The sequence below is a fragment of the Streptomyces roseolilacinus genome (assembly GCF_014649335.1).
GTDB classification, from domain to species: Bacteria; Actinomycetota; Actinomycetes; order Streptomycetales; family Streptomycetaceae; genus Streptomyces; species Streptomyces roseolilacinus.
The window spans coordinates 806420-830452 of the sequence record NZ_BMSV01000001.1 but is presented as its reverse complement, the minus strand read 5'-3'; the positions used below and the strand labels follow the sequence as shown (position 1 = coordinate 830452).

The following is a 24033-nucleotide window of genomic DNA, read 5'->3' as shown; positions in this document are numbered from 1 at the left end:
GGGGTCGCTGAATCGTGGAGAACCTGATCGCGCTGCTCGTCGCGGCGCCCCTGCTCGGAGCGGCCGTCCTGCTGTGCGGCGGCCGGCGGCTGGACAAGGCCGGGCACTGGCTCGGCACGCTGCTGGCCGCCGCCTCCTTCGTCGTCGGCGTGGTCCTCTTCGCCGACATGCTGGGGAAGGGCCCGGAGGAACGGGCCGTGCACCAGCGGTTGTTCAGCTGGGTGCCGGTCGAGGGCTTCCAGGCGGACGTCGCCTTCCAGCTGGACCAGCTGTCGATGACGTTCGTCCTGCTCATCACCGGTGTCGGCACGCTCATCCACGTCTACTCCATCGGGTACATGGAGCACGACGAGCGCCGCCGCCGCTTCTTCGGCTACCTGAACCTGTTCCTCGCGGCGATGCTGCTGCTCGTCATCGCCGACAACTACCTGCTGCTGTACTTCGGCTGGGAGGGCGTGGGCCTCGCCTCGTACCTGCTGATCGGGTTCTGGCAGCACAAGCCGAGCGCGGCGACGGCCGCGAAGAAGGCGTTCCTGGTCAACCGCGTCGGCGACATCGGCCTCTCCGTCGCGATCATGCTGATGTTCACCACGTTCGGGACGTTCGCCTTCGGGCCGGTGCTCGGCTCGGCGGGGGAGGCGTCCGAGGGCATGCTGACGGCGATCGGGCTGATGCTGCTGCTCGCCGCGTGCGGCAAGTCCGCGCAGGTGCCGCTGCAGTCCTGGCTCGGCGACGCGATGGAGGGCCCGACCCCGGTGTCGGCGCTCATCCACGCGGCGACGATGGTGACGGCCGGCGTGTACCTGATCACCCGTTCCGGCGCGATCTTCAACGCGGCGCCGGACGCGCAGCTCGCCGTCGTGGTGGTCGGCGCGGTCACGCTCCTCTTCGGTGCGATCGTCGGTTGCGCGAAGGACGACATCAAGAAGGCCCTCGCCGGTTCGACGATGTCGCAGATCGGCTACATGATCCTCGCGGCCGGCCTCGGCCCGATCGGCTACGCCTTCGCGATCATGCACCTGGTGACGCACGGCTTCTTCAAGGCCGGCCTGTTCCTCGGGGCCGGATCAGTCATGCACGGCATGAACGACGAGGTCGACATGCGCAAGTACGGCGGCCTGCGGACGTACATGCCCGTCACGTTCGTGACGTTCGGCCTCGGCTACCTGGCGATCATCGGCTTCCCCGGCCTGTCGGGCTTCTGGTCCAAGGACAAGATCATCGAGGCGGCGTTCGCGAAGGGCGGCACCGAGGGCTGGATCCTCGGCGCGGTCACCCTGCTCGGCGCCGGGATCACCGCGTACTACATGACCCGCGTGATGATCATGACGTTCTTCGGTGAGAAGCGCTGGCAGCCCGCGCCCGACCCGGACACGACGGCCGGGGTCGAACCGGGCGTCGAGGCGGCGCCCGGCGAGATGCCGCACCCGCACGAGTCCCCGAAGTCCATGACCGTCCCGATGATCCTGCTGGCCTTCGGGTCGGTCTTCGCGGGCGGGCTGTTCTCGCTGAACAGCGCGTTCGTGCACTGGCTGGAGCCCGTCACGGACTTCCAGCACGGCCACCCGCCGGTCAGCGCCGCGGTCGTCACCACGGCGACGGTCGTCGTCCTGCTGATCGGCGTCGGCATCGCGTACGCGCAGTACGGGCGCAGGCCCGTGCCCGTGGTCGCGCCGCGCGGCTCGCTGCTCACCCGGGCGGCCCGCCGCGACCTCCTCCAGGACGACTTCAACCACGTGGTCCTCGTGCGCGGCGGCGAGCACCTCACCCGCTCGCTGGTCTACGTCGACCACTCCCTCGTCGACGGCGTCGTCAACGGCACGGCGGCGGCGATGGGCGGTCTCTCCGGCCGGATGCGCAAGCTGCAGAACGGCTTTGCCCGCTCCTATGCGGTCTCGATGTTCGGAGGTGCTGCGGTGCTGATCGCCGCGACCCTGCTGATGAGGGCGGTGTGACCGCGATGTCCTTTCCCCTCCTGACCGCGGCGGCGGCGCTGCCGGCGGCCGGTGCGATCGTCACCGCCGCCGTCCCGGCCGCCCGGCGCACCACCGCCAAGTGGCTGGCGCTGCTGTTCTCGCTCGGCACGCTCGCGCTCGCGGTGGCCGTCATGGTCCGCTTCGACCCCGGCGGCGACCGGTACCAGCTCACCGAGTCGCACGCCTGGATCAAGGACTTCGGGGTGCGGTACGAGCTGGGCGTGGACGGCATCGGCGTGGCGCTGATCGCGCTCACCGCGCTGCTCGTGCCGTTCGTCGTCCTCGCCGGTTGGCACGACGCCGACCCCCTGGAGACCCACTCGAAGCGGTGGCGGCCCACCCAAGGCTTCTTCGCCCTGATCCTCATGGTCGAGGCGATGGTGATCCTCTCCTTCGAGGCCACCGACGTCTTCCTCTTCTACGTCCTCTTCGAGGCCATGCTCATCCCGATGTACTTCCTCATCGGCGGCTTCGGGGACCGCGCCCACGCGGGCGGCGACGACAGGGCGGCCGCCCAGCGGTCGTACGCCGCGGTGAAGTTCCTGCTCTACAACCTGGCCGGCGGGCTCGTCATGCTCGCCGCGGTGATCGGGCTGTACGTCGTCGCGGGGAACTTCTCGCTCACCGAGATCGCCGCCGCCCGGGCGAGCGGCGAGCTGGACATGGCGACGAACACGGAGCGGCTGCTGTTCCTCGGCTTCTTCTTCGCGTTCGCCGTGAAGGCCCCGCTGTGGCCGCTGCACACCTGGCTGCCCAACGCGATGGGCGAGGCCACGGCACCGGTCGCGGTGCTCATCACGGCCGTCGTCGACAAGGTCGGCACGTTCGCGATGCTCCGCTTCTGCCTCGGCCTGTTCCCGGAGGCGTCGCGGTGGGCCACGCCCGTGATCATCGTCCTCGCCCTGGTCAGCATCGTGTACGGGGCGCTGCTCGCGGTCGGCCAGCGGGACATCAAGCGCCTGATCGCGTACGCGTCGATCTCCCACTTCGGCTTCATCGTCCTCGGGATCTTCGCGATGACCAGCCAGGGGCAGAGCGGCGCCACGCTCTACATGGTCAACCACGGCATCTCGACGGCCGCGCTGATGCTGGTCGCCGGCTTCCTGATCTCGCGGCGCGGCTCGCGCCTGATCGCGGACTACGGCGGCGTGCAGAAGGTCGCCCCGGTCCTGGCGGGCACGTTCCTCGTCGGCGGCCTGGCCACGCTCTCGCTGCCCGGCCTCGCGCCGTTCGTCAGCGAGTTCCTGGTCCTGGTCGGCACGTTCGCCCGGTACCCGGTCGCGGGCGTCGTCGCCACCACCGGCATCGTCCTGGCCGCGCTCTACACGCTGGTGCTGTACCAGCGGACGATGACCGGCCCGGTGAAGGAGGAGGTCCGGGCCATGCCCGACCTGCGGCCGCGCGAGCTGGCCGTGGTGGCCCCGCTGATCGCGCTGCTGCTCCTCCTCGGCGTCTACCCGAAGCCGCTCACCGACATCGTCAACCCGGCGGTGCGGCACACCATGTCCGACGTACAGCAGAAGGACCCCCGGCCCGATGTGGAGGCGGCCAAGTGAGCACTACGGACTTCCACAGCCTGTGGACGGCGGCCGCCGAGCCGCTCGGTGAGATCCCCACGCCGGAGATCGAGTACGTCCAGCTGGCCCCGGTCCTCATCGTGGTCGGCGCGGCGGTGCTCGGCGTCCTCGTGGAGGCCGTCGTCCCGCGCCGCGCCCGGTACCACACGCAGCTCTTCCTCAGCGGTGTGGCGCTGGCCTGCGCGTTCGCCGCGGTCGTCGGCCTCGCCCTCAGCGGGCACGCCACGACGAAGGCGCAGATCTCCGCGATGGGCGCCATCGCCGTCGACGGGCCGGCGCTGTTCCTGCAGGGCACGATCCTGCTGACCTCGCTCGTCGCGGTGTTCACCTTCGCCGAGCGGCGGCTCGACCCGGCCCACCACGGCCACCGCGTCGACTCGTTCGCCGCCGAGGCCGCCGCCGTGCCGGGCAGCGACCACGAGAAGGCCGCGGTCAAGGCCGGGTTCACCACCACCGAGGTGTTCCCGCTGGTGCTGTTCGCCATCACGGGCATGCTCGTCTTCCCGGCCGCCAACGACCTGCTGACGCTCTTCATCGCGCTGGAGGTCTTCTCGCTGCCGCTGTACCTGCTGTGCGCCGTCGCCCGCCGCAAGCGGATGATGTCGCAGGAGGCCGCGGTCAAGTACTTCCTGCTCGGCGCGTTCGCCTCCGCGTTCCTGCTGTTCGGCATCGCCCTGCTGTACGGCTACGCGGGCTCCGTCTCGTACGCCCGGATCGCGGACGTCGTGGACGGCGCGGTCGGCACGGTCGACCCGGCGCTCGCGGCGACCATGAGCAACGACGTGCTGCTGCTCATCGGTTTCGCGATGGTGCTGATGGGTCTGCTGTTCAAGGTGGGCGCCGTGCCGTTCCACATGTGGACGCCGGACGTCTATCAGGGCGCCCCGACCCCCGTCACCGGCTTCATGGCGGCGGCCACCAAGGTCGCGGCGTTCGGCGCGATGCTGCGCCTGCTCTACGTGGTCCTGCCGGGTCTGCGCTGGGACTGGCGGCCCGTCATGTGGGGCGTCGCCATCGTCACGATGCTGGCCGGCGCGATCGTCGCGATCACGCAGACCGACATCAAGCGGCTCCTCGCCTACTCGTCGATCGCCCACGCCGGGTTCATCCTGGCGGGCGTCATCGCCGCGACGCCGGACGGGGTCTCGTCGACGCTGTTCTACCTGGCGGCGTACTCCTTCGTGACGGTCGGCGCGTTCGCGGTGGTCACGCTGGTGCGGGACGCGGGCGGCGAGGCGACGCACCTGTCCAAGTGGGCGGGCCTGGGACGGCGCTCGCCGCTGGTGGCGGCGGTGTTCGCGGTGTTCCTGCTGGCCTTCGCCGGCATCCCGCTGACATCCGGCTTCTCCGGCAAGTTCGCCGTCTTCAAGGCGGCGGCCGAGGGCGGCGCGGGCGTGCTGGTGGTGGTCGGCGTGATCGCGTCGGCGATCGCCGCGTTCTTCTACATCCGAGTCATCGTGCTGATGTTCTTCAGCGAGCCGCACCCGGAGGGCCCGACCGTCGCCGTGCCGTCGCCGCTGACGACGACGGCGATCGGCGTGGGCGTCGCGGTGACGCTGGTGCTGGGCCTCGCCCCCCAGTACTTCCTGGACCTCGCGGGCCAGGCGGGGGTGTTCGTCCGGTAGCCGGAGGCGTACCGGGCGCGCGTACGACACGGCCGGGCGGGGTGCGGTGGCGCACCCCGCCCGGCCGCGTCGCGCGCGGCTCAGCCCTCCGCGGGGCAGCGCACGTCGGGGTTCCACTCGTGGAACATCCCCTTCGGGTTGGGCTTGTGGAGCCAGACGTGCAGGTCGTAGTGGGCCCGCACGCCGGCCTCGACCCCGGGCGACGGCCCGAGGAAGGGCTGGCCGAACATCGTCGGCCGGTCGTCGTCGGTCGTCAGGTCCTGGTCGGCGTCCTCGACGAACCACTCCACCCCGACCAGCCGCAGCATCCCGTCCTCGGACTTCTCGTACATGAGGGCGGCGGGCTTCGTCGGGTCGGTGGTGTTGTTGTACGCCTTGTTGACGTAGTGGTACCCCATGCCGCCCTCCCCGGCGCGGGCGATGCAGCCGCGCAGGGGCAGGTAGCCGTCGGCGACGGCCCGTTCGACCCGGTGGTACTTCTGCGTCGCGCTGTACGCCTTCCTCAGGTCGGCGCGCACGGCGTCGTCGTCGGGGGCGGCCGCCGCGGGGGCGGGACCCGCCAGGAGCGTCAGGGGGACGAGGGCGGCGACGGCGACGGCGGACAGGGGCCCTTTCGGGTTCATGCGGTGCTCCTCGGGGGACGGAGGGCGGGCGTTCTCGGGCACCCGCGGGTCCGGGCGGGCCCTCTCCTCGTCCCGCCCCCAGCAGCATGTGCCGCGCCGCCCCCGCCCGCACCCGGAGACGGCCATAGGGCGGAAAGCGCTCTGTCCCGGGGGGCACGGCCGTGGCATGGTGCCCTGGGTGACTGGTTCAGACCAGTCGGCGGGCCGCGGGGCACCACGGTCCGCCGCGGCGGCGACGAGGAGGGGCGCGGACGCGATGCGCGGCACGACGGTCTTGTCCGGGGACGACGACGTGGCCGGGCGGCCGGGGGCGCTGCCGATGCACCGCCTGGAGGTCCCCGTGGCCGACGCGGTGCCGTTCGCGATCGGCACGTTCGACACGATCGGCCCGATGGCCCGGGCGGCCTTCCCGCACCGGCACACCTTCTACGAGATCGTGCACGTCACCGACGGGCGCGGCGTCCACGTGACCGACCTCGCCCACTGGCCGCTGCGCCCGCCCCACCTGGGCTTCCTCGTGCCCGGCCAGGTCCACCACTGGGAGGACGCGGCCGGGGTGGACGGCTCCGTCGTCCTGTTCACCGAGGACTTCCTGCTCGACCACCCCGGCGACCGCGCCCTGCTGCGCCTCCTCGCCGAGCGGCCCTGGCCCACCCTCGACGAGCGGTCCGCCGGCCAGGCCGGGCGGCTGCTCGCCGACCTCCACGACGAGTACGCCCGCGGCGCCGACGGCTGCCCGTCCGTGCTGCGCGCCCTGCTGCACGTCCTCGTCGTCCGCGCGTCGCGGCTGTACGGCGTCGGGTCCGCCGCCCACGACCGGCCCGGCACCCGGCCGGGCGCCGTCGCCGAGGAGTTCACGCGGCTGATCGGCGGCGGCGACCCGGCCCTGTGGTCGGTGGGGGCCTGCGCCGCGCGCATCGGCGTCACCCCCGGCCACCTCGCCGACGCCGTCAAGGCCGCGACCGGCCGTACTCCGGGACAGCTGGTCCGGGAAGCCCGCGCCCACGAGGCGAAGCGGCTCCTCGCCCGCACCGAACTGACCGTCCGCCAGGTGGCGGGCCGGGTCGGCTTCGACGACGCCGCGTACTTCTGCCGCTTCTTCCGCCGCGAGACCGGCGCCAGCCCCGGCGACTTCCGGCGCGGTGCCGAGGTGCGCGGCGGGGGAGCGGCCCCGCAGGACGGCGGCGCGGGGGACGGCCGGACGGAGGGCGGCGGCGCGGGGGACGGCCGGACGGAGGGCGGTGGTGCGGAGGGCGGTCGGGTGGAGGGCCGGGGGAGGGCCCGCGATATTCACCACGACGACCGCGTCCAGTCCATCGCCCGCCCGCGGCGGCGTGCGTAGGTTCGGTGCCGTTCCCCTGACCCCCCCTCCCCTACGAGGAGCAGGCATGGACGACCACGACGAGCCCCGTCCCGGGCACCCCTCCCGCAAGACCGTGCTGCGCGCCGCCCTGGCGGCCGGCGTCGCCGCACCCGCGGTGCTCATGGGCGTACCGGCGCTGGCCCGCGCCGGCGCCGCGTCCCCCGGCGCCCGCCCGGCCCTGACGCCCACCTGTGACGACGGCGACGACCCCACCCCGCCGCAGATGGAGGGCCCCTACTTCAAGCCCAACTCCCCCCGCCGCACCTCGCTGCTGGAGTCGGGCACCCCGGGCGTGCGCCTCACCGTCACCGGGTACGTCTTCGGACTCGGCTGCCAGCCGATGTCCGGAGTGCTGCTGGACTTCTGGCAGGCCGACAACAACGGCGCCTACGACAACACCGGGTTCCGCTTCCGCGGCCACCAGTTCACCGACGCGCAGGGCGCGTTCCGCCTCACCACGATCGTGCCGGGGCTGTACCCGGGGCGCACCCGCCACATCCACGTCAAGGCGCAGGCGCCCGGCCGTCCGGTGCTGACCACGCAGCTGTACTTCCCGAACGAGCCCCGCAACGCGACGGACTCGCTGTTCGACCCGCGGCTGCTGATGACCGTGCACGACGTGAGCGGCGGCAGGGAGGCGGCGTTCGACTTCGTGCTGAACGTGCCGCAGTCGCCGGGCCCGAGCCCCACCCCGACGACCCCGCCCCCCGGCGGCGGCACCTGGGCGGTGGGCACGGCCTACCGGGCGGGCGACCGGGCCACGTACGGCGGCCGCGGCTACGTCTGCCTCCAGGCCCACACGGCCCAGCCCGGCTGGGAGCCGCCGACCGCGCCCGCGCTGTGGCGGGCCGAGTGACCACTGCGGGGTGCGGCTGACCCGGTGGGGGAGGCCGCACGGGCCCGGCACCCGGAGCCGGGGTGCCGGGCCCTTCGCCGTCCGGCGGGTCAGACGGCGGGCGTGATCCGGCCGGTGACCTCGCCCAGGCCGACCCGCGTGCCGTCCGGGCCGGGCGCCCACGCGGTGAGCGTGACCTCGTCGCCGTCCTCCAGGAACGTCCGCTTCCCGGTGGACAGGTCGAGCGCGTCCCGCCCGTTCCACGTCAGCTCCAGCAGGGAGCCGCGCTGGTGCACCTCGGGCCCGCTGACCGTGCCCGAGCCGTACAGGTCGCCGGTGCGCAGCGACGCGCCGTTGACGGTCATGTGCGCCAGCTGCTGCGCGGCCGTCCAGTACATGGTGGAGAACGGCGGCTCGGCGACGACCTCGCCGTTGATCCGCACGGTGATGTGCAGCTCGTACCCGCCCGGCTCGTCCTCGTCCGAGTCGTCCAGGTAGGGCAGCAGCGGGACGTCGCGGGCCGGCGGGGCCACCCGGGCCGCGTCCAGGGCCTCCAGCGGCGTCACCCACGCCGACACCGACGTGGCGAACGACTTGCCGAGGAACGGCCCCAGCGGCACGTACTCCCACGCCTGGACGTCGCGCGCCGACCAGTCGTTGAGGAGCGTCAGGCCGAACACGTGCTCCCGGAAGTCGCCGAGCGCGACCGGGCGGCCCTGCTCGGACGGCGTGCCGACGACGAAGCCGACCTCCGCCTCGATGTCCAGCTTCACGGACGGCCCGAAGACCGGCGCCGGGTCGGCCGGGGCCTTGCGCTGCCCGGAGGGGCGCACCACGTCGGTGCCGGAGACCACGACGGTGCCGGACCGGCCGTGGTAACCGATGGGCAGGTGCTTCCAGTTGGGCGTGAGGGGCTCGCCGTCCGGGCGGAACATGCGGCCCACGTTCGACGCGTGGTGCTCGCTGGCGTAGAAGTCGACGTAGTCGGCCACCTCGTACGGCAGGTGCAGCGTCACCGCGTCCAGCGGGTGCAGCAGCGGTTCGACGTCCGCGCGGTGCGCGGGCGACGTCAGCCACGCCGTCAGCGCTCGGCGCACGTCCCGCCACACCGTGCGGCCCGCCGCCATCAGCGGGTTGAGGGACGGCTGGGCGAGCAGGCCGGCGTACGAGGAGCCGAGCGCGTGCGCCGCGGCCCCGGCGTCCAGGACGTGGCCGCCGATCCGTACGCCGACCCTGCGGCGGTCGGGTTCGGCGGCGGTCGAGAACACGCCGTACGGGAGGTTGTGCGGGCCGAAGGGGTCGCCTTCGGCCAGGTCGAGCGGGCTCGGTGAGGGCTGCTCGGGCATCGGTGCTTGCCTCGCTTTCCACGTGTGTGGGGGACACGTTACGGCTGGGGCGCACGCTTCTCCCAGGTGCGGGGGGAGAGGGCCTCGTCACCCCCGCGGCACACCGGTCCCGCCGGGCCGGGGCGTGTCGCCGGGCGGGCGCCGCCGGGCCCCGGCGGCGCCCGGTGGAGGTGCGCGCGCCCGTGCCCGGCGGCGGCGCCCGCCCGGGTGGCGCGGGGGCGCCGGCGGCGTCCCGGGCGCCGTGTGCGCGCGGGGTCCGGAACCGGCCGGGAACGGAAGAGGGACGTCCGTGTGATCCGTCTCATACGGGAAGGGGGCGCGGACGCCCTGGAAGGCCCCCTTCCGGGGTCGGGTTCCGGCCGTACACGCCCCTCGGGAGCCCGCCGGGGTGGCGGGAAGGTGCCCACGGTGATCCAAACGGGACCGGATACGCTGACGTGAGTGAATCCAGCGACACGTCGACAATCCGTGTGATCGTCCGCAGACAGGAGACCCCCTCGTGACCGCAGTCGGGCCGTTCGGGCTGAGCGTGCGGGACCAGGCTCTCGAAGCCGATGTCCAGACCGGGCTGGCGGCTGTCGAGGCCGGACTGCTCGACGCCACCAAGAGCGACGTCCCGTTCATCACGGAGGCGGCGCAGCACCTGGTGCGGGCGGGCGGCAAGCGGTTCCGTCCGCTCCTCGTGATGCTCGCCGCGCAGTTCGGCGACCCGCACGCGCCCGGCGTCGTCCCCGCGGCCGTGGTCGTGGAGCTCACCCACCTGGCCACGCTGTACCACGACGACGTGATGGACGAGGCGCTCGTACGGCGCGGGGTGGAGAGCGCCAACACGCGCTGGGGCAACTCGGTCGCCGTCCTCACGGGCGACTTCCTCTTCGCGCGGGCGTCGCACATCCTGGCGGACCTCGGCCCCGAGGCGGTACGCATCCAGGCGGAGGCGTTCGAGCGACTGGTCACGGGCCAGATCCTGGAGACCGCGGGCCCCCGCGACGGGAACGACCCGGTCGAGCACTACCTGGACGTCATCGCCGGCAAGACCGGCTCCCTGGTCGCCGTCTCCGGCCGGTTCGGCGCGATGACGGCGGGCGCCGAGGAGCGGTTCACGGAGATCCTCACGCAGTACGGCGAGCGGCTGGGCGTGGCGTTCCAGCTGGCCGACGACGTCCTGGACATCGCCTCGGACTCCCACGAGTCCGGCAAGACGCCCGGCACCGACCTGCGCGAGGGCATCGCCACCCTGCCGGTCCTGCACCTGCGCGCCCTGGCGGAGCAGCACGGCCGGGCCGAGGACGTGGAGCTGGTCGAGCTCCTCGAGGGCGACCTGACGGACGACGCCCGCCACGCCGAGGTGCTGCGCCGGCTGCGCGTCCACCCCGCGCTGGAGCTGGCCCGCCGCGACACGGTGCGCTACGCGCAGGAGGCGCGGGCGATGCTGGCCCCGCTGCCGGACGGGTACGCGAAGGCCGCGCTCGTCGAGCTGTGCGACCTGGTGGTGCACCGGGCGGGCTGAACCCGGTGCCCGCCGCGCGTGCGGGTACGGGGCGGTCCGGGGCCGCATGGGGGAGGACCCTGATGCCGGGTCATCCCAGAGAGGTACGGCAGGTTGATGCCGCGGTCTGACGCTTTCCCGGTGCCGGTCGGGTGGAATGGTCACACCAGACCACGGAGGTAGCGCAGACATGGCACCGAACGACAGCGACGCACAGACCCCGCGGCCCGCGCGCCGGACAGTGGCGCGGTACGCGGTCCCGGTCGCGGTGGCGGGAGTGGCGGCGGCGACCATCGGGCTCGTCCCCGCGCTCGCGGCTTCCGGCGACCCCGACCTGCCGAAGATCACCGCGCAGCAGCTCGTCGAGAGGATCGCCGCGTCGGACGTGCAGCACGTGTCCGGCACGGTGAAGGTCACCACCGACCTCGGCCTGCCGTCCATAGCCGGCCTCGGCGACCTGATGGGCGACCGGGCCTCGGCCGAGTCCGCCGAGGCGCAGCTGATGCGGCTCGCGTCCGGCACGCACACGCTGAAGGTCGCCGCGGACGGCCCGGACCGGCAGCGGCTGACCGTCCAGGACGGCGACGACGAGTACACCCTCGTGCGCAACGGCGCGGAGACCTGGGCGTACGACAGCGCGTCCGGCGAGGTCCACCACGAGAAGGGCGACGCCACCGGCCGCGACGCGGACGGCCGGGACGCCGAGGGCGCCGACGGGCCCCCGGTCACGCCGAAGGAGCTCGCGGCCCAGGCGCTGGCGGCGGTCGACAAGACGACGTCGGTCACCGTCGAGGGCACGGCGCGGGTCGCCGGGCGCGACGCGTACCAGCTGGTCGTGAGGCCCGAGCAGAGCGGGTCCACGATCGGTTCGGTGAAGGTCGCGGTCGACGCGGAGAACGGCGTCCCGCTGAAGTTCACGCTCACGCCGAGCAGTGGCGGCGCGGCGGCGGTCGACGTCGGCTTCACCAAGGTCGACTTCGGGAAGCCGGACGCGTCGGTGTTCACGTTCACGCCGCCGAAGGGCGCCAAGGTCACCGAGGCGGACGGGGCGCGCGGGCCGGCCGCCGAGCTGAAGGAGAAGGACCGCAAGGCCCTGGAGGAGGGCCTGAAGGACCTGGAGGGCCGAGGCGGCGAGCTGGGCCCGAACGTCATCGGCGAGGGCTGGACCACGGTCGTCGAGCTGGCCGGACCGGGCGGCGACGCCCCGGCGAAGGCGCCCGAGGGCGGCGCCGGACCGGAGGAACTGCCCGCCGAGGCGCAGCAGTTCCTGGACGGCCTGGGTGACCGGGTCACCGGCGAGTTCGGCTCGGGCATGGTCTTCAAGACCCGCCTGGTCAACGCCCTGATGACGGACGACGGCCGGGTGTACGCCGGTGCCGTGACCGAGAAGGCGCTGGTGGCGGCGGCGAACGACGCCGCGAAGTAGGCCGCACCGCGGGACGCGGCCCGGGGCCCACCGCATCGGCGCGGTGGGCCCCGGGTCGTCCGCGCGCCGCCTTCCGGCCCGGAAGGCCGGAGACTCTCAGGGTCTGGAGCCCCGCAGGCCCCGCAGGCCCCGCAGGCCCCGCAGGCCCCGCAGGCCCCGCAGGCCCCGCAGGCCCCGGAGGCCCGCAGGCTTCCAGGGTCCGGGGGCCCGGGGCCCGGTGGGTCAGAAGGTCAGCGAGAAGCCGCTGATGTAGCCGGTGTCGTACTGCGCCACGTCCTGGACCCGCAGCCGCCAGGTGCCGTTCGCGGGCTCGCTCGACGCGTCGACGGTGTACGTCTCGCGGACGTTGTCGGCCGAGTCGTTGCCGCTGGAGTTCTTCAGCCGGTACGCCGTGCCGTCCGGGGCGACGAGGTCGACGACGAGGTCGCCGCGCCAGGTGTGGACGATGTCGACGCCGACCTTCAGCGCGGAGGGCGCGTTGCCGGTGCGGCCGCTGACGGTGACGGAGGAGGTCGCGGCGGTGCCGTTGTCCGGGATCGTCACGTCGGCGGTGTTCTCGTACGTGTCACCGGTCGGCGGCTCGGTCGTCCCGGCGGACAGCGTCCACACGGCGTGCGCGAGGGCGTCGCTGTTGCGGTCCAGCGCCGTGTCGCTGATGTTGGCCGTCGTGTCGCACGACGAGTGGTAGCAGCGGTCGAAGGCCTGGCCCGCCGTGCCGCCCCACTTCTGCGCCTGCGCCGCGGTCTTCGTCCGGCTGGCGCCGGTGAACAGCCCGCCGACCGGGATGCCGACGTTCTTGAACGAGGCGTGGTCGGAGCGCCCGTCGCCCTCGGTCTCGATCTCCGTGGCGACGCCGATGCCGGCGAAGTAGTCCTTGAAGGTCTTCTCGATGACCGGGTCGTCGTCGTAGACGAAGTAGCCCGGGTTGGGCGATCCGATCATGTCGAAGTTCATGTAGCCGCTCAGCTTGGAGCGCTCGGTGGTCGGCAGGTTGGCGACGTAGTACTTCGAGCCGACGAGGCCCAGCTCCTCGGCGCCCCACCAGGCGAACCGCAGGTGCTTGGCGGGCTTGAGCCCGGCGCGGGACACGGCGAGCGCGGTCTCCAGGACGCCGGCGGAACCGGAGCCGTTGTCGTTGATGCCGGGTCCGGAGGAGACCGAGTCCAGGTGGGCGCCGGCCATGAGGACCTGGTTGGCGTCGCCGCCCGGCCAGTCGGCGATCAGGTTGTAGCCGGTGGCGCCGTTGGACGTGAACTGCTGGACGCTGGTGGTGAAGCCGGCGGCGTCCAGCTTGGCCTTCACGTAGTCGATGGACGCCTTGTAGCCGGGGCGGCCGTGGGCGCGGTTGCCGCCGTTGGCGCCGGCGATCGACTGGAGCTGGGTGAGGTGCGCCTTGACGTTCGCCAGCGGGATGTCCGGCGCGGCGGCCGTGGCGGCGGGCGCCGTGCGGGCCGTGGTGGGCGCGGTGGCGGCGGGCGCGGCGGTGGCGAGCAGGCCCGCGAGGGCGAGGGCGGTGACCGCGGCGGTACGTCTGGGCATGCGGGACACGGAGGGTGTCATCGTGGGGGCTCCGGATTCCGTGCGGGGATGGGGACGGAACGTGCGAGACGCCCCGCGATGGCTGTGTCGCGGGGCGTTGGAGCTGTGGTGCGTGACCGGTCTGCTCATCGTGCGCTGTTGAATGTACAGCGACAATTCATCCGCGCGTCAAGGGCGGTTTCCGGTCACCGGAGTCCGCATATCGGAGGGATCGGTGCTACTGCACGCAGAACTCGTTGCCCTCCGGGTCCGCCATGACGGTCCACCGGCCGCCCGGTTCGTCGACCTCGCGCAGCACGGACGCGCCCAGCGCCTCCAGCCGGACGACCTCCGCGGCCCGGTCCCGCCCCGGTCCCGCGTGCACGTCGATGTGGAGGCGGTTCTTGGTCGTCTTCGCCTCCGGTACGCGCTGGAACAGCAGCCGCCTGCCCAGCCCGGTGCCCGACTCCTCCTCGTACGGGTCGTCCGGATGGCGGACGGCGGCCAGATCCCGCCATGCCCGGCGGCCGTGCGCCTCGACCGTCACGTCGGCCGGTACGTGCCCCAGGCCGAGGAGCCGCTCGACGAGCGCGCTGTGGTCCTCGACCGCGTAGCCCAGCGCCCGCGCCCAGAAGTCGGCCTGGGCGTGCGGGTCGGCCGCGTCGATCACGAGTTTCCAGTGGAGTGTCGTCATGCGACCGTTCCTATGCGCCGCGTGACCGCGTCCGCAACGGATTTCCCCCCGTACGGTGCCGGGGGAGCCCCGAAGGAGGCCGCGGGCGGGCGCCGGGCCCTTCAGGGGCGGGGCGCCTCGACCGGGGCGGGCGCCGGGGCGGGGGTCTTCGCCGCCGCGCGGGCCGCCAGCCGCGCGGCCTCGCCCCGCGTCCGCCGCGCACTGCGCAGGGCGTCCCAGGTGAGCAGCGTCAGCGCCACCCACACCAGCCCGAAGCCGGCCCACCGCTCCGGCGGCATGGCCTCCCGGAAGTACAGCACCCCCACCAGGAACTGGAACACGGGCGCCAGGTACTGCAGCAGGCCCAGCATCGACAGCGGCACGCGGATCGCCGCCGCGCCGAAGAACACCAGCGGCACCGCCGTGACCAGCCCCGTCGACGCGAGCAGCGCCATGTGCCCCACCCCCGCGCTGCCGAACGAGGCGGACCCCTGGAAGCCCAGCCACACCAGGTACCCGACGGCCGGCAGGAACAGGACGGCCGTCTCGGCGCCCAGCGACTCCAGGCCGCCCAGGTTGACCTTCTTCTTCATCAGGCCGTACGTCGCGAAGGAGAACGCCAGCACCAGGGAGATCCACGGCGGCCTGCCGTACCCGACCGCCAGCACGACCACCGCCGCGAAGGCGATGCCGACCGCCGCCCACTGCGCCGGGCGCATCCGCTCCTTCAGCAGGACGACGCCCATGGCGATGGTGACCAGCGGGTTGATGAAGTACCCGAGGGACGACTCGACGACGTGGCCGGCGTTCACGGCCCAGATGTAGACGCCCCAGTTCATGGTGATCACCGCCGCCGCGACCGCGATGAGCCCCAGCTTCCTCGGCTGCCGCAGCAGCTCGGGTATCCACGCCCAGCGCCGTGCGACCAGCAGGGCGAGCACCACGGCCACCAGGGACCAGGCCATGCGGTGGGCGAGGATCTCCACCGCGCCCGCCGGTTCCAGCAGGGGCCAGTACAGGGGGAAGAGCCCCCAGATGCCGTAGGCCCCGATCCCGTAGAGAAGTCCCGTCCTCTGGTCGCCGTCGCCGCTCCTCGCCGCCACCCCTCGCCCCACTTCCTGTCCCGGACGTCATCGTCCCGCGCCGCGCTGTCCGCTCGACGGTAACGCCGCACGGGACGGCATGTCATGCCCGTATCGCCATACGGTCATGACGCGTCCGCCGCGGGGGGCGCCCGGGGAGACGGCCGGGGGGAGGGCCCCCGCGGCCCGCCCGCTACCGGGAGCGCAGCGCGGCGGCCACCGTCTCGGCGAGCGGCGTCGTCGGCCGGCCGATGAGCCGCGACAGGTCGCCGCTGGTCCCGGCCAGCCGGCCGCGGGCGATGGCCGCGTCGACGTCGACGAGGATCGAGGCGAACGGCCCGGGGACGCCCGCGCCGGTCAGGATCCCGTGGTGGGTCTCGGCGGGCACGTCGTCGTACGCGATGTCCCGGCCGGTCTGCCGGGCGACCTCCGCCGCGTACTCGGCGAGCGACCACGCCGTGTCCCCGCTCAGCTCGTACGCCTTGCCGAGGTGGCCGTCCTCCGTCAGGACCACGGCGGCCGCGGCCGCGTAGTCGGCGCGGGCCGCCGAGGCCACGCGGCCCTCGCCCGCGTTGGCGACGACGGCGCCGTGGGCGAGGACCGGGGCGAGGTTCTCCGTGTAGTTCTCGGTGTACCAGCCGTTGCGCAGGAACGTGTACGGCAGCCCCGAGTCGAGGATCGCCCGCTCGGTGGCCTTGTGCTCGTCCGCCAGGACGAAGTCGGCGTCCGGCCCGCCGAGCAGGCCGGTGTACGCGAGCTGGGCGACGCCGGCGGCCTTCGCCGCCGTGATCACGGCGGTGTGCTGCGGCACCCGCTGCCCGACCGCGTTGCCGGAGACCAGCAGCACCCGGTCGCCCGCCTCGAAGGCGCCGGCGAGGGTCTCGGGGCGGTCGTAGTCGGCGACGCGCAGTTCCACGCCGCGCTCCGCCAGGTCGGCGGCCTTCGCCTTGTCGCGGACGACCGCGGCGACGGACGCGGCCGGCACGCCGCGCTCCAGCAGGGCGCCGATGACGAGACGGCCCAGGTGGCCGGTGGCTCCGGTGACGACGATGCTCATGGTGTTTCTCCCTTTCGAGCGGGTGAGACACCCACGTTATGCACAGCGCTTTCTCTTAGAAAGTACCCACTTTGAAGTAAGCTACTGGCATGCAGGTAAGTGCGAAGGGGCGCGCGAGCGCCACGAAGCCCGACGTCAACGCCCCCCTGTGTCCCTCGCGGCTCGTCCTGGAGCACGTCACCAGCCGCTGGGGCGTGCTGGTCCTCGCCGCGCTGCTGGAGCGGCCCCACCGCTTCGGCGAACTGCGCCGGACCGTCGGCGGCGTCAGCGAGAAGATGCTCGCCCAGACCCTCCAGACCCTGGAGCGCGACGGCTTCGTCCACCGCGACGCCCACCCCGTCATCCCGCCGCGCGTCGACTACTCGCTGACCGGCCTGGGCCGGGAGGCCGCCGAACAGGTGTGGGCGCTGGCCCGCTGGTCCGAGCGGTCCGTCGGCGCCGTCGAGCGGGCCCGCCGGGCCTACGACGAGGCCCGGCCCCGAACCCGCGCGGGGTCCGGGACCGGGCCTGCGGCCGGCCGGGACGGCGTCAGCCGATGACCGTCCAGGTGTCGCCGCCGGCGAGCAGGGCGGACAGGTCGCCCTTGCCGCGCTGCTCGACGGCGGTGTCGAGCTGGTCGGACATCAGCGCGTCGTAGACCGGCCGCCGGACGCTGCGCAGGACGCCGATCGGCGTGTGGTGCAGGGTGTCCGGGTCGGCCAGCCGGGAGAGCGCGAAGGCCGTGGTCGGGGACGCGGCGTGCGCGTCGTGGACCAGCACCCGCGCCTCGTTCTCCGGCGTGACGGCGACGACCTCCAGCTCGCCCGTCGCCGGATCGCGGACGACGCCCTTCGACCCGTCCGGGCCGAAGCGGATCGGCCGGCCGTGCTCCAGCCGGATCACCGCGTCCTGGGCCCGCTCCTTGTCCTTGAGCGCGTCGAAGGCGCCGTCGTTGAAGATGTTGCAGTTCTGGTAGATCTCCACCAGGGCCGTGCCGGGGTGGTCGGCGGCCTGCCGCAGGACCTCGGTGAGGTGCTTGCGGTCCGAGTCGACCGTCCGGGCGACGAAGCTCGCCTCCGCGCCCAGCGCCAGCGACACCGGGTTGAACGGCGCGTCCAGCGAACCCATCGGGGTCGACTTGGTGATCTTGCCGACCTCGGAGGTGGGCGAGTACTGGCCCTTGGTCAGGCCGTAGATCCGGTTGTTGAACAGCAGGATCTTGAGGTTGACGTTCCGCCGCAGGGCGTGGATCAGGTGGTTGCCGCCGATGGACAGCGCGTCGCCGTCACCGGTGACGACCCAGACGGACAGGTCGCGGCGCGAGGCGGACAGGCCCGTGGCGATGGCGGGGGCGCGGCCGTGGATGGAGTGCATCCCGTACGTGTTCATGTAGTACGGGAAACGGGAGGAGCAGCCGATGCCGGAGACGAAGACGATGTTCTCCTTCGCCAGCCCCAGCTCGGGCATGAAGCCCTGCACCGCGGCGAGGATCGCGTAGTCGCCGCAGCCCGGGCACCAGCGGACCTCCTGGTCCGACTTGAAGTCCTTCATGGACTGCTCGCCCTCGGCCTTGGGCACCAGGGTCAGGGCTTCACTGGGCATCGATGGCCTCCTTGAGGGCCGCGGCGAGCTGCTCCGCCTTGAACGGCATGCCGTTGACCTGCGTGTGGCTGCGCGCGTCGACCAGGTACCTCGCGCGCACGAGCGTGGCGAGCTGCCCGAGGTTCATCTCGGGGACGACGACGGTCTCGTACCGCTTCAGGACCTCGCCGAGGTTCGCCGGGAAGGGGTTGAGGTGGCGCAGGTGGGCCTGCGCGATGGCGTCGCCGGCCGTGCGGAGCCGGCGTACGGCGGCGGTGATCGGCCCGTACGTCGAACCCCAGCCGAGGACGAGCGTCCGCGCGGCGCCGCCCGGGTCGTCGACCTCCAGCTCCGGGACCGCGATCCCGTCGATCTTGGCCTGGCGGGTGCGGACCATGAAGTCGTGGTTGGCCGGGTCGTACGAGATGTTGCCCGTGCCGTCCTGCTTCTCGATGCCGCCGATCCGGTGCTCCAGGCCGGGCGTGCCGGGCAGCGCCCAGGGCCGCGCCAGGGTCTCCGGGTCGCGCTTGTACGGCCAGAAGACCTCGGTGCCGTCCTCCAGCGTGTGGTTCGGGCCCGCCGCGAAGGTGACGCCCAGGTCCGGGAGGTCCTCCGGGTCCGGGACGCGCCACGGCTCGGAGCCGTTCGCCAGGTACCCGTCCGACAGGAGGAACACCGGCGTCCGGTACGTGAGCGCGATCCGCGCGGCCTCCAGGGTCGCGTCGAAGCAGTCCGCCGGCGTCCTCGGCGCCACCACCGGCACCGGGGCCTCGCCGTTCCGCCCGTACATCGCCTGGAGCAGGTCCGCCTGCTCGGTCTTGGTCGGCAGGCCCGTGGAGGGGCCGCCGCGCTGGATGTCGACGATCAGCAGCGGCAGCTCCAGCGACACCGCCAGGCCGATCGTCTCGGACTTCAGCGCCACACCCGGCCCGGAGGTGGTCGTCACCGCCAGCGAACCGCCGAACGCCGCGCCCAGCGCCGCGCCGATGCCGGCGATCTCGTCCTCCGCCTGGAAGGTCCGCACGCCGAAGTTCTTGTGCCGGCTCAGCTCGTGCAGGATGTCCGAGGCCGGCGTGATCGGGTACGAGCCGAGGAACAGCGGCAGGTCCGCCTGGTGCGCGGCCGCGATCAGCCCGTACGACAGGGCCAGGTTCCCGGAGATGTTCCGGTACGTGCCCGCCGGGAACGCCGACGTGGCGGGGGCGACCTCGTACGAGACGGCGAAGTCCTCCGTCGTCTCGCCGAAGTTCCAGCCCGCCCGGAACGCGGCGACGTTCGCCTCCGCGATCTCCGGCTTCTTCGCGAACTTCCGCCGCAGGAACTGCTCGGTGCCCTCGGTCGGCCGGTGGTACATCCACGACAGCAGGCCCAGCGCGAACATGTTCTTCGACCGCTCCGCCTCCTTGCGGGACAGGCCGAAGTCCTTCAGCGCCTCGACCGTGAGGGTCGTCAGCGGCACGGGGTGGACGCGGTAGCCGTCCAGCGACCCGTCCTCCAGCGGCGAGGTCGCGTAGCCGACCTTCGCCATCGCCCGCTTCGCGAACTCGTCGGTGTTGACGATGACCTCGCCGCCGCGCGGCACGTCCGCGATGTTCGCCTTCAGCGCGGCCGGGTTCATCGCGACCAGCACGTTGGGCGCGTCGCCCGGCGTGAGGATGTCGTGGTCCGCGAAGTGCAGCTGGAAGGACGACACGCCCGGCAGCGTCCCGGCGGGCGCCCGGATCTCGGCGGGGAAGTTCGGCAGCGTCGACAGGTCGTTGCCGAACGTCGCCGTCTCCGACGTGAACCGGTCACCCGTGAGCTGCATGCCGTCACCCGAGTCACCCGCGAAGCGGATGATCACCCGGTCCAGCCGGCGGATCTCCTTCTCGGGGACGCGCTGCACCGGCGTGCCGCGCTGCTCCCCGGCGCACTGTTCCCCTGCGGCCGCCTCGTCGGCCCCTCGGGCCTCGCGCGCCGCCTCGCCTGTCCGCTCGGCCGGGCTACTGACCTGGCTGGTCACTGAACTGGACCTCCCTCGAGACAAGGGGTCTCCCCGCCGTCGGCGGGAGAACGCTCGGAAGACAGCCGGACGACCGGCCGTCCCAAGGCCCACCCTACGTCGGTAAGGGTTCCCTTCCTTGGACAGCTCGCATAGTGGACGCTCCGATGAGACATCCGTTTGTCCTGGAACATCATGCTTCGCCTCCCCCTGTGTTCCACCGGAACGGCACTCCCGGCCCGGTCTTTGGTCCTAGGCCCTCCGAGGGGCCGGGGCTGGATCAGGAGTCGCCGGCGGTTCAGGAGTTCAGGTAGGTCAGCACCGCGAGCACCCGGCGGTGGTCCCCCTCGCTCGGTGAGAGCCCCAGCTTCAGGAAGATGTTGCTGACGTGCTTCTCGACCGCCCCGTCACTCACCACCAGCTGTCGCGCGATCGCCGAGTTGGTCCGGCCCTCGGCCATCAGACCGAGGACCTCCCGCTCGCGCGGCGTCAGCCCCGCCAGCACGTCCTGCCGGCGGCTCCGCCCCAGCAGCTGCGCCACGACCTCCGGGTCGAGCGCCGTGCCGCCCCGGGCGACCCGCACCACCGCGTCCACGAACTCGCGGACCTCGGCGACCCGGTCCTTCAGCAGGTAGCCCACGCCCCGGCTGCTGCCGGCCAGCAGCTCCGTCGCGTACCGCTCCTCGACGTACTGCGACAGCACCAGCACCCCGACCCCGGGGTGGTCCCCGCGCAGCCGCACGGCGGCCCTGACCCCCTCGTCGGTGTGGGACGGCGGCATCCGCACGTCCGCGACCACCACGTCGGGTGCCGCCCCGTCGGCGGCCAGCGCGTCCACCGTCTTGAGCAGGGCGTCCGCGTCCCCGACCCCCGCGACGACCTCGTGCCCGCGGTCGGTCAGCAGCCGGGTCAGGCCCTCCCTGAGCAGTACGGAATCCTCCGCGATGACCACCCGCACCCTGTCGTCCACGGTCTTGCAGCCCCCACTCCCGATCGGCTCCCGACGGCGATGTCCACCGTCGCCACCAGCATCGCAGCAACTTCGGCCGTGTGGGCGAACACCGTTCAACTGTGTTCAACCGCGCCAGGGCAGCTCGGCGGTGACGGTCGTCGGCCCGCCCTCGGGGGAGTGGACGGCGAGGACCCCGTCGACGGCGTCGAGGCGTTCGGCGAGGCCGGCGAGGCCGGTGCCGCGGGTGGGGTCGGCGCCGCCGCGTCCGTCGTCGGTGACCTGGATGAGGAGGCGGTCGCCGGTGCGCCAGACGTCGACGGTGGCGTGGTGGGCGCGGGCGTGCTTGGAGACGTTCTGCAGCAGCTCCGACACCGTGAAGTACGCGATGCCCTCGACCGCGGCGGCGGGCCGCTCGGGCAGGTCCACGCCGACCGTGACGGGCACCGTGCAGCGCGACGCGACGGCGGACAGGGCGGCGTCCAGGCCCCGGTCGGTGAGGATCGCCGGGTGGATGCCGCGGGCGAGGTCGCGGAGTTCCTGGAGGGCGAGCTTCACCTCGTCGTGCGCCTCCTCCACCATCCGGGCCGCCGCCCGCGGGTCCTCGGTCGCCTTCTCCTTCGCCAGGCCCAGGTCCATGGCGAGGGCGACGAGGCGGGCCTGCGCGCCGTCGTGCAGGTCGCGCTCGATGCGGCGCAGGTCCGCCGCCGCCACGTCCACCACCACCCCCCGGTCCGACTCCAGCTCGACGACGCGCGTGGCGAGCCGCGACGGGCCGAGCAGCCCCCGCACCAGCGCCCGGTCGACCGCCGCCAGGCCCCGGACCAGCCACGCCCCCAGCAACACGAGCACCAGGCCGACGCCGCTGGTCACCGCCAGCTCGGCACCGGAGTCCAGGACGTAGGCGCGCGTCCCGTCCCCGTACACCTGGATGCCGTCGGTACCCGCGTGCAGGGGCAGCGACCACCGCCACAGCGGGTACGTGAACAGCGCCCACGCCGTGCTCCAGACGGTCACCGCGAGGGAGAACGCCACCACCGCCCAGGGCATGTGCAGCACCGCGTACAGCAGGTGCCGCCACGAGGCGCCGCTCTTGAGCACCGCCCACACCGCGCCCGTGAGGCCGGTGCCCGGCTCGGCCCGCGCCGGCTCCGGATCCCCGACCCGCGAGCCCAGGAAGGCGCGCGCCCTGGCCCGTTCGACGACGCCGAAGCCGCGGCACATCGCCAGGCCCAGGGCCAGTACGGGGATGCCGACGAAGGTGACGACCAGCCCGGCGCCGACCGCGAGGGCCGTCACCGACAGGGCGAAGTAGCACAGGCTCAGCGGCAGGCCGAGCAGCAGGTGGCAGAACTCCCGCCAGGTGCGGGCCGCCAGGGGGGCGCCCAGCCAGGCGGGGAGGCGCGGTGCGCGCGGGTGGCCGGTGTCCGGCCCGTATGCCATGGCCATGGGAAGGGTCCGTCTCCGCTCGTTCGGGGTGGGATGTCGGTCGGGGAGCGCGCGCCCCCTGCTCGGAGGCGCACGCGGCGGGGCGCGCCCGCCGCACCCGGCGGCGCGCGCCGCCTAGGTCCGCGGGGTGCTTCGCCGGGGTCGGCGGGAGGCGCCGCCGGGGTCGGCGGGAGGCGCCGCCGGGGTCGGCGGCGGGTGCGGTCGCGGGGTCAGCGGTGTGCGGCCGTACGGCTCCGCCAGGGCAGCTCGGCGGTCGCGGTCGTCGGCCCCCCGGGCGGGGAGTGGACGACGAACAGCCCGTCGACGGCGTCGAGGCGTTCGGCGAGGCCGGCGAGGCCGGTGCCGCGGGTGGGGTCGGCTCCGCCGCGTCCGTCGTCGGTGACCTGGATGAGGAGGCGGTCGCCGGTGCGCCAGACGTCGACGGTGGCGTGGTGGGCGCGGGCGTGCTTGGAGACGTTCTGCAGCAGCTCCGACACCGTGAAGTACGCGATGCCCTCCGTCGCCTCCGCCGGACGCTCCGGCAGGTCGACCGTCACGGTCACCGGCACCGTGCAGCGCGACGCGACGGACGACAGGGCGGCGTCCAGGCCCCGGTCGGTGAGGACGGCCGGGTGGATGCCGCGGGCCAGGTCGCGGAGCTCCTGGAGGGCGAGCTTCACCTCGCCGTGCGCTTCCTCCACCATCCGGGCCGCCGCCCGCGGGTCCTCGGCGGCCTTCTCCTTCGCCAGACCGAGCCCCATGGCGAGGGCGACGAGGCGGGCCTGCGCGCCGTCGTGCAGGTCGCGCTCGATGCGGCGCAGGTCCGCCGCCGCCACGTCCACCACCACCCCCCGGTCCGACTCCAGCTCCGCGACCCGCCGCTCCAACTCGTCCGACGGCCCCAGCAGCCCCCGCACCATCGCCCGGTCGGCGTTGGTCATCGCCCGTACCAGATAGGGCAGCGCGGGCCACAGCACCACCAGCGCCACCAGGGTCACCGCGAACGTCAGCACGCCCCACGGCAGCCGCACGAACCCGTACAGCACCGTCCGCCACGCCACCGCGTCCCCCAGCACCGACCAGACCGCGTCCGCCGCGCCCCCGCCCGGCCGGCGCGGCGGACGGCTCGGCTCCTCGATCCGCACGCCCAGCAGCCCCCGGGCCCGCGCCCGCTCCACCCGCCCGACCAGCCGCGCCCCGGCCAGCCCGGCCGCCAGCAGCGGCAACCCGACGACCGTCACGGACAGGGCCGCCCCCACCGCCACCGCCACCGTCACATAGACGAACGCGACGAGGGATACTGGCAGGTTCGACAACAGATGGACGACCTCCTTCCACATGGCCGCCCCGAACCCGAGGCGTCCCGTGCGGGAGGAGGGAGCCGGAGCCGGACGGTCGCTGCGCGTGGTCATGGCGCCCAGCCTGCCGGGCCGTGACCCGGCCGCGCCATGGGGTACGTGGGTGGCGTCCGGTGGGGATAACCCCACCTCGGGTGCGACACGGCTGATTACCCGGGCTTTGCCAG

19 protein-coding genes are annotated in these 24033 nt (G+C 73.4%); 8 read left to right on the top strand and 11 right to left on the bottom strand.

The window, feature by feature from the left end; translation table 11 throughout:
* Positions 1–14 precede the first annotated feature (14 nt).
* The 3 genes from nuoL to nuoN are packed head-to-tail and all read left to right on the top strand — an operon-like array spanning position 15 to position 5178.
* Positions 15–1955 (top strand): NADH-quinone oxidoreductase subunit L, encoded by a 1941-nt coding sequence (gene nuoL / locus IE106_RS03810; protein WP_189529768.1) that lies wholly within the window; start codon positions 15–17, stop codon positions 1953–1955.
* Positions 1956–1960: 5 nt separating this feature from the next.
* Positions 1961–3532, top strand: a complete 1572-nt coding sequence (locus tag IE106_RS03805) for an NADH-quinone oxidoreductase subunit M (RefSeq protein WP_189529767.1) — start codon at positions 1961–1963, stop codon at positions 3530–3532.
* Positions 3529–5178, top strand: coding sequence for an NADH-quinone oxidoreductase subunit NuoN (gene nuoN / locus IE106_RS03800; protein ID WP_189529766.1), 1650 nt, complete (start codon positions 3529–3531; stop codon positions 5176–5178). The genes IE106_RS03805 and nuoN overlap by 4 nt, the downstream gene beginning before the upstream one ends.
* Before the next feature lie 80 nt (positions 5179–5258).
* Here the strand turns inward: nuoN and IE106_RS03795 are convergent, their stop codons facing one another.
* Positions 5259–5801, bottom strand: coding sequence for a hypothetical protein (locus IE106_RS03795; protein WP_189529765.1), 543 nt, complete (start codon positions 5799–5801; stop codon positions 5259–5261).
* Between the two features lie 256 nt (positions 5802–6057).
* On the opposite strand from IE106_RS03795, the gene IE106_RS03790 reads away from it, so the two are divergent.
* Positions 6058–7143, top strand: coding sequence for a helix-turn-helix transcriptional regulator (locus IE106_RS03790; RefSeq protein ID WP_189529998.1), 1086 nt, complete (start codon positions 6058–6060; stop codon positions 7141–7143).
* 46 nt (positions 7144–7189) lie between these two features.
* The gene (locus IE106_RS03785) at positions 7190–8020 is read left to right on the top strand and encodes a dioxygenase family protein (protein ID WP_189529764.1); all 831 of its coding nucleotides are present in this window, start codon (positions 7190–7192) and stop codon (positions 8018–8020) included.
* A gap of 89 nt (positions 8021–8109) precedes the next feature.
* On the opposite strand, the gene fahA is transcribed toward IE106_RS03785, so the two are convergent.
* Positions 8110–9345: a fumarylacetoacetase gene (gene fahA / locus IE106_RS03780; protein ID WP_189529763.1), complete on the bottom strand. Its 1236-nt coding sequence runs from the start codon at positions 9343–9345 to the stop codon at positions 8110–8112.
* A gap of 499 nt (positions 9346–9844) precedes the next feature.
* Between fahA and IE106_RS03775 the strand changes: the two genes are divergently transcribed.
* Complete coding sequence (locus tag IE106_RS03775; protein ID WP_189529762.1) at positions 9845–10855, top strand: polyprenyl synthetase family protein; 1011 nt, start codon at positions 9845–9847, stop codon at positions 10853–10855.
* Positions 10856–11024: 169 nt separating this feature from the next.
* Positions 11025–12260 (top strand): DUF2092 domain-containing protein, encoded by a 1236-nt coding sequence (locus IE106_RS03770; RefSeq protein ID WP_189529761.1) that lies wholly within the window; start codon positions 11025–11027, stop codon positions 12258–12260.
* 222 nt (positions 12261–12482) lie between these two features.
* Here IE106_RS03770 and IE106_RS03765 read toward each other — a convergent pair whose 3' ends face one another.
* The 4 genes from IE106_RS03765 to IE106_RS03750 all read right to left on the bottom strand — a co-directional run bounded on the left by IE106_RS03765 (position 12483) and on the right by IE106_RS03750 (position 16590).
* The gene (locus IE106_RS03765; RefSeq protein ID WP_373295894.1) at positions 12483–13799 is read right to left on the bottom strand and encodes a M28 family metallopeptidase; all 1317 of its coding nucleotides are present in this window, start codon (positions 13797–13799) and stop codon (positions 12483–12485) included.
* A gap of 217 nt (positions 13800–14016) precedes the next feature.
* Positions 14017–14472, bottom strand: a complete 456-nt coding sequence (locus IE106_RS03760; RefSeq protein WP_189529759.1) for a VOC family protein — start codon at positions 14470–14472, stop codon at positions 14017–14019.
* Between the two features lie 101 nt (positions 14473–14573).
* On the bottom strand, positions 14574–15554 hold the full coding sequence (rarD, locus tag IE106_RS03755) for an EamA family transporter RarD (RefSeq protein ID WP_189529758.1): 981 nt from the start codon (positions 15552–15554) through the stop codon (positions 14574–14576).
* Between the two features lie 172 nt (positions 15555–15726).
* Complete coding sequence (locus IE106_RS03750) at positions 15727–16590, bottom strand: SDR family oxidoreductase (protein ID WP_189529757.1); 864 nt, start codon at positions 16588–16590, stop codon at positions 15727–15729.
* An 89-nt stretch (positions 16591–16679) separates the two neighbouring features.
* Here IE106_RS03750 and IE106_RS03745 point away from each other — a divergent pair, with 89 nt between their 5' ends.
* Positions 16680–17129, top strand: coding sequence for a winged helix-turn-helix transcriptional regulator (locus IE106_RS03745; protein WP_189529756.1), 450 nt, complete (start codon positions 16680–16682; stop codon positions 17127–17129).
* On the opposite strand, the gene IE106_RS03740 is transcribed toward IE106_RS03745, so the two are convergent.
* From IE106_RS03740 to IE106_RS03720, 5 genes are all read right to left on the bottom strand, one after another.
* Positions 17119–18171, bottom strand: coding sequence for a 2-oxoacid:ferredoxin oxidoreductase subunit beta (locus IE106_RS03740; protein ID WP_189529755.1), 1053 nt, complete (start codon positions 18169–18171; stop codon positions 17119–17121). The two genes, IE106_RS03745 and IE106_RS03740, sit on opposite strands and share 11 nt — an antisense overlap.
* Entirely contained in the window at positions 18161–20152 is a 1992-nt protein-coding gene (locus tag IE106_RS03735) for a 2-oxoacid:acceptor oxidoreductase subunit alpha (protein WP_189529754.1), read from the bottom strand. Before IE106_RS03735 ends, IE106_RS03740 begins: the two co-directional genes overlap by 11 nt.
* A gap of 277 nt (positions 20153–20429) precedes the next feature.
* Positions 20430–21089 carry a response regulator transcription factor gene (locus IE106_RS03730; protein WP_506004939.1) on the bottom strand — a complete coding sequence of 220 codons (660 nt, stop codon included), beginning with the start codon at positions 21087–21089 and terminating at the stop codon, positions 20430–20432.
* 117 nt (positions 21090–21206) lie between these two features.
* A complete protein-coding gene (locus tag IE106_RS03725; protein ID WP_189529752.1) occupies positions 21207–22529 on the bottom strand; it encodes a sensor histidine kinase in 1323 nt (440 codons plus the stop codon).
* A gap of 209 nt (positions 22530–22738) precedes the next feature.
* Positions 22739–23920 carry a sensor histidine kinase gene (locus tag IE106_RS03720; protein WP_189529751.1) on the bottom strand — a complete coding sequence of 394 codons (1182 nt, stop codon included), beginning with the start codon at positions 23918–23920 and terminating at the stop codon, positions 22739–22741.
* Positions 23921–24033: the final 113 nt, after the last annotated feature.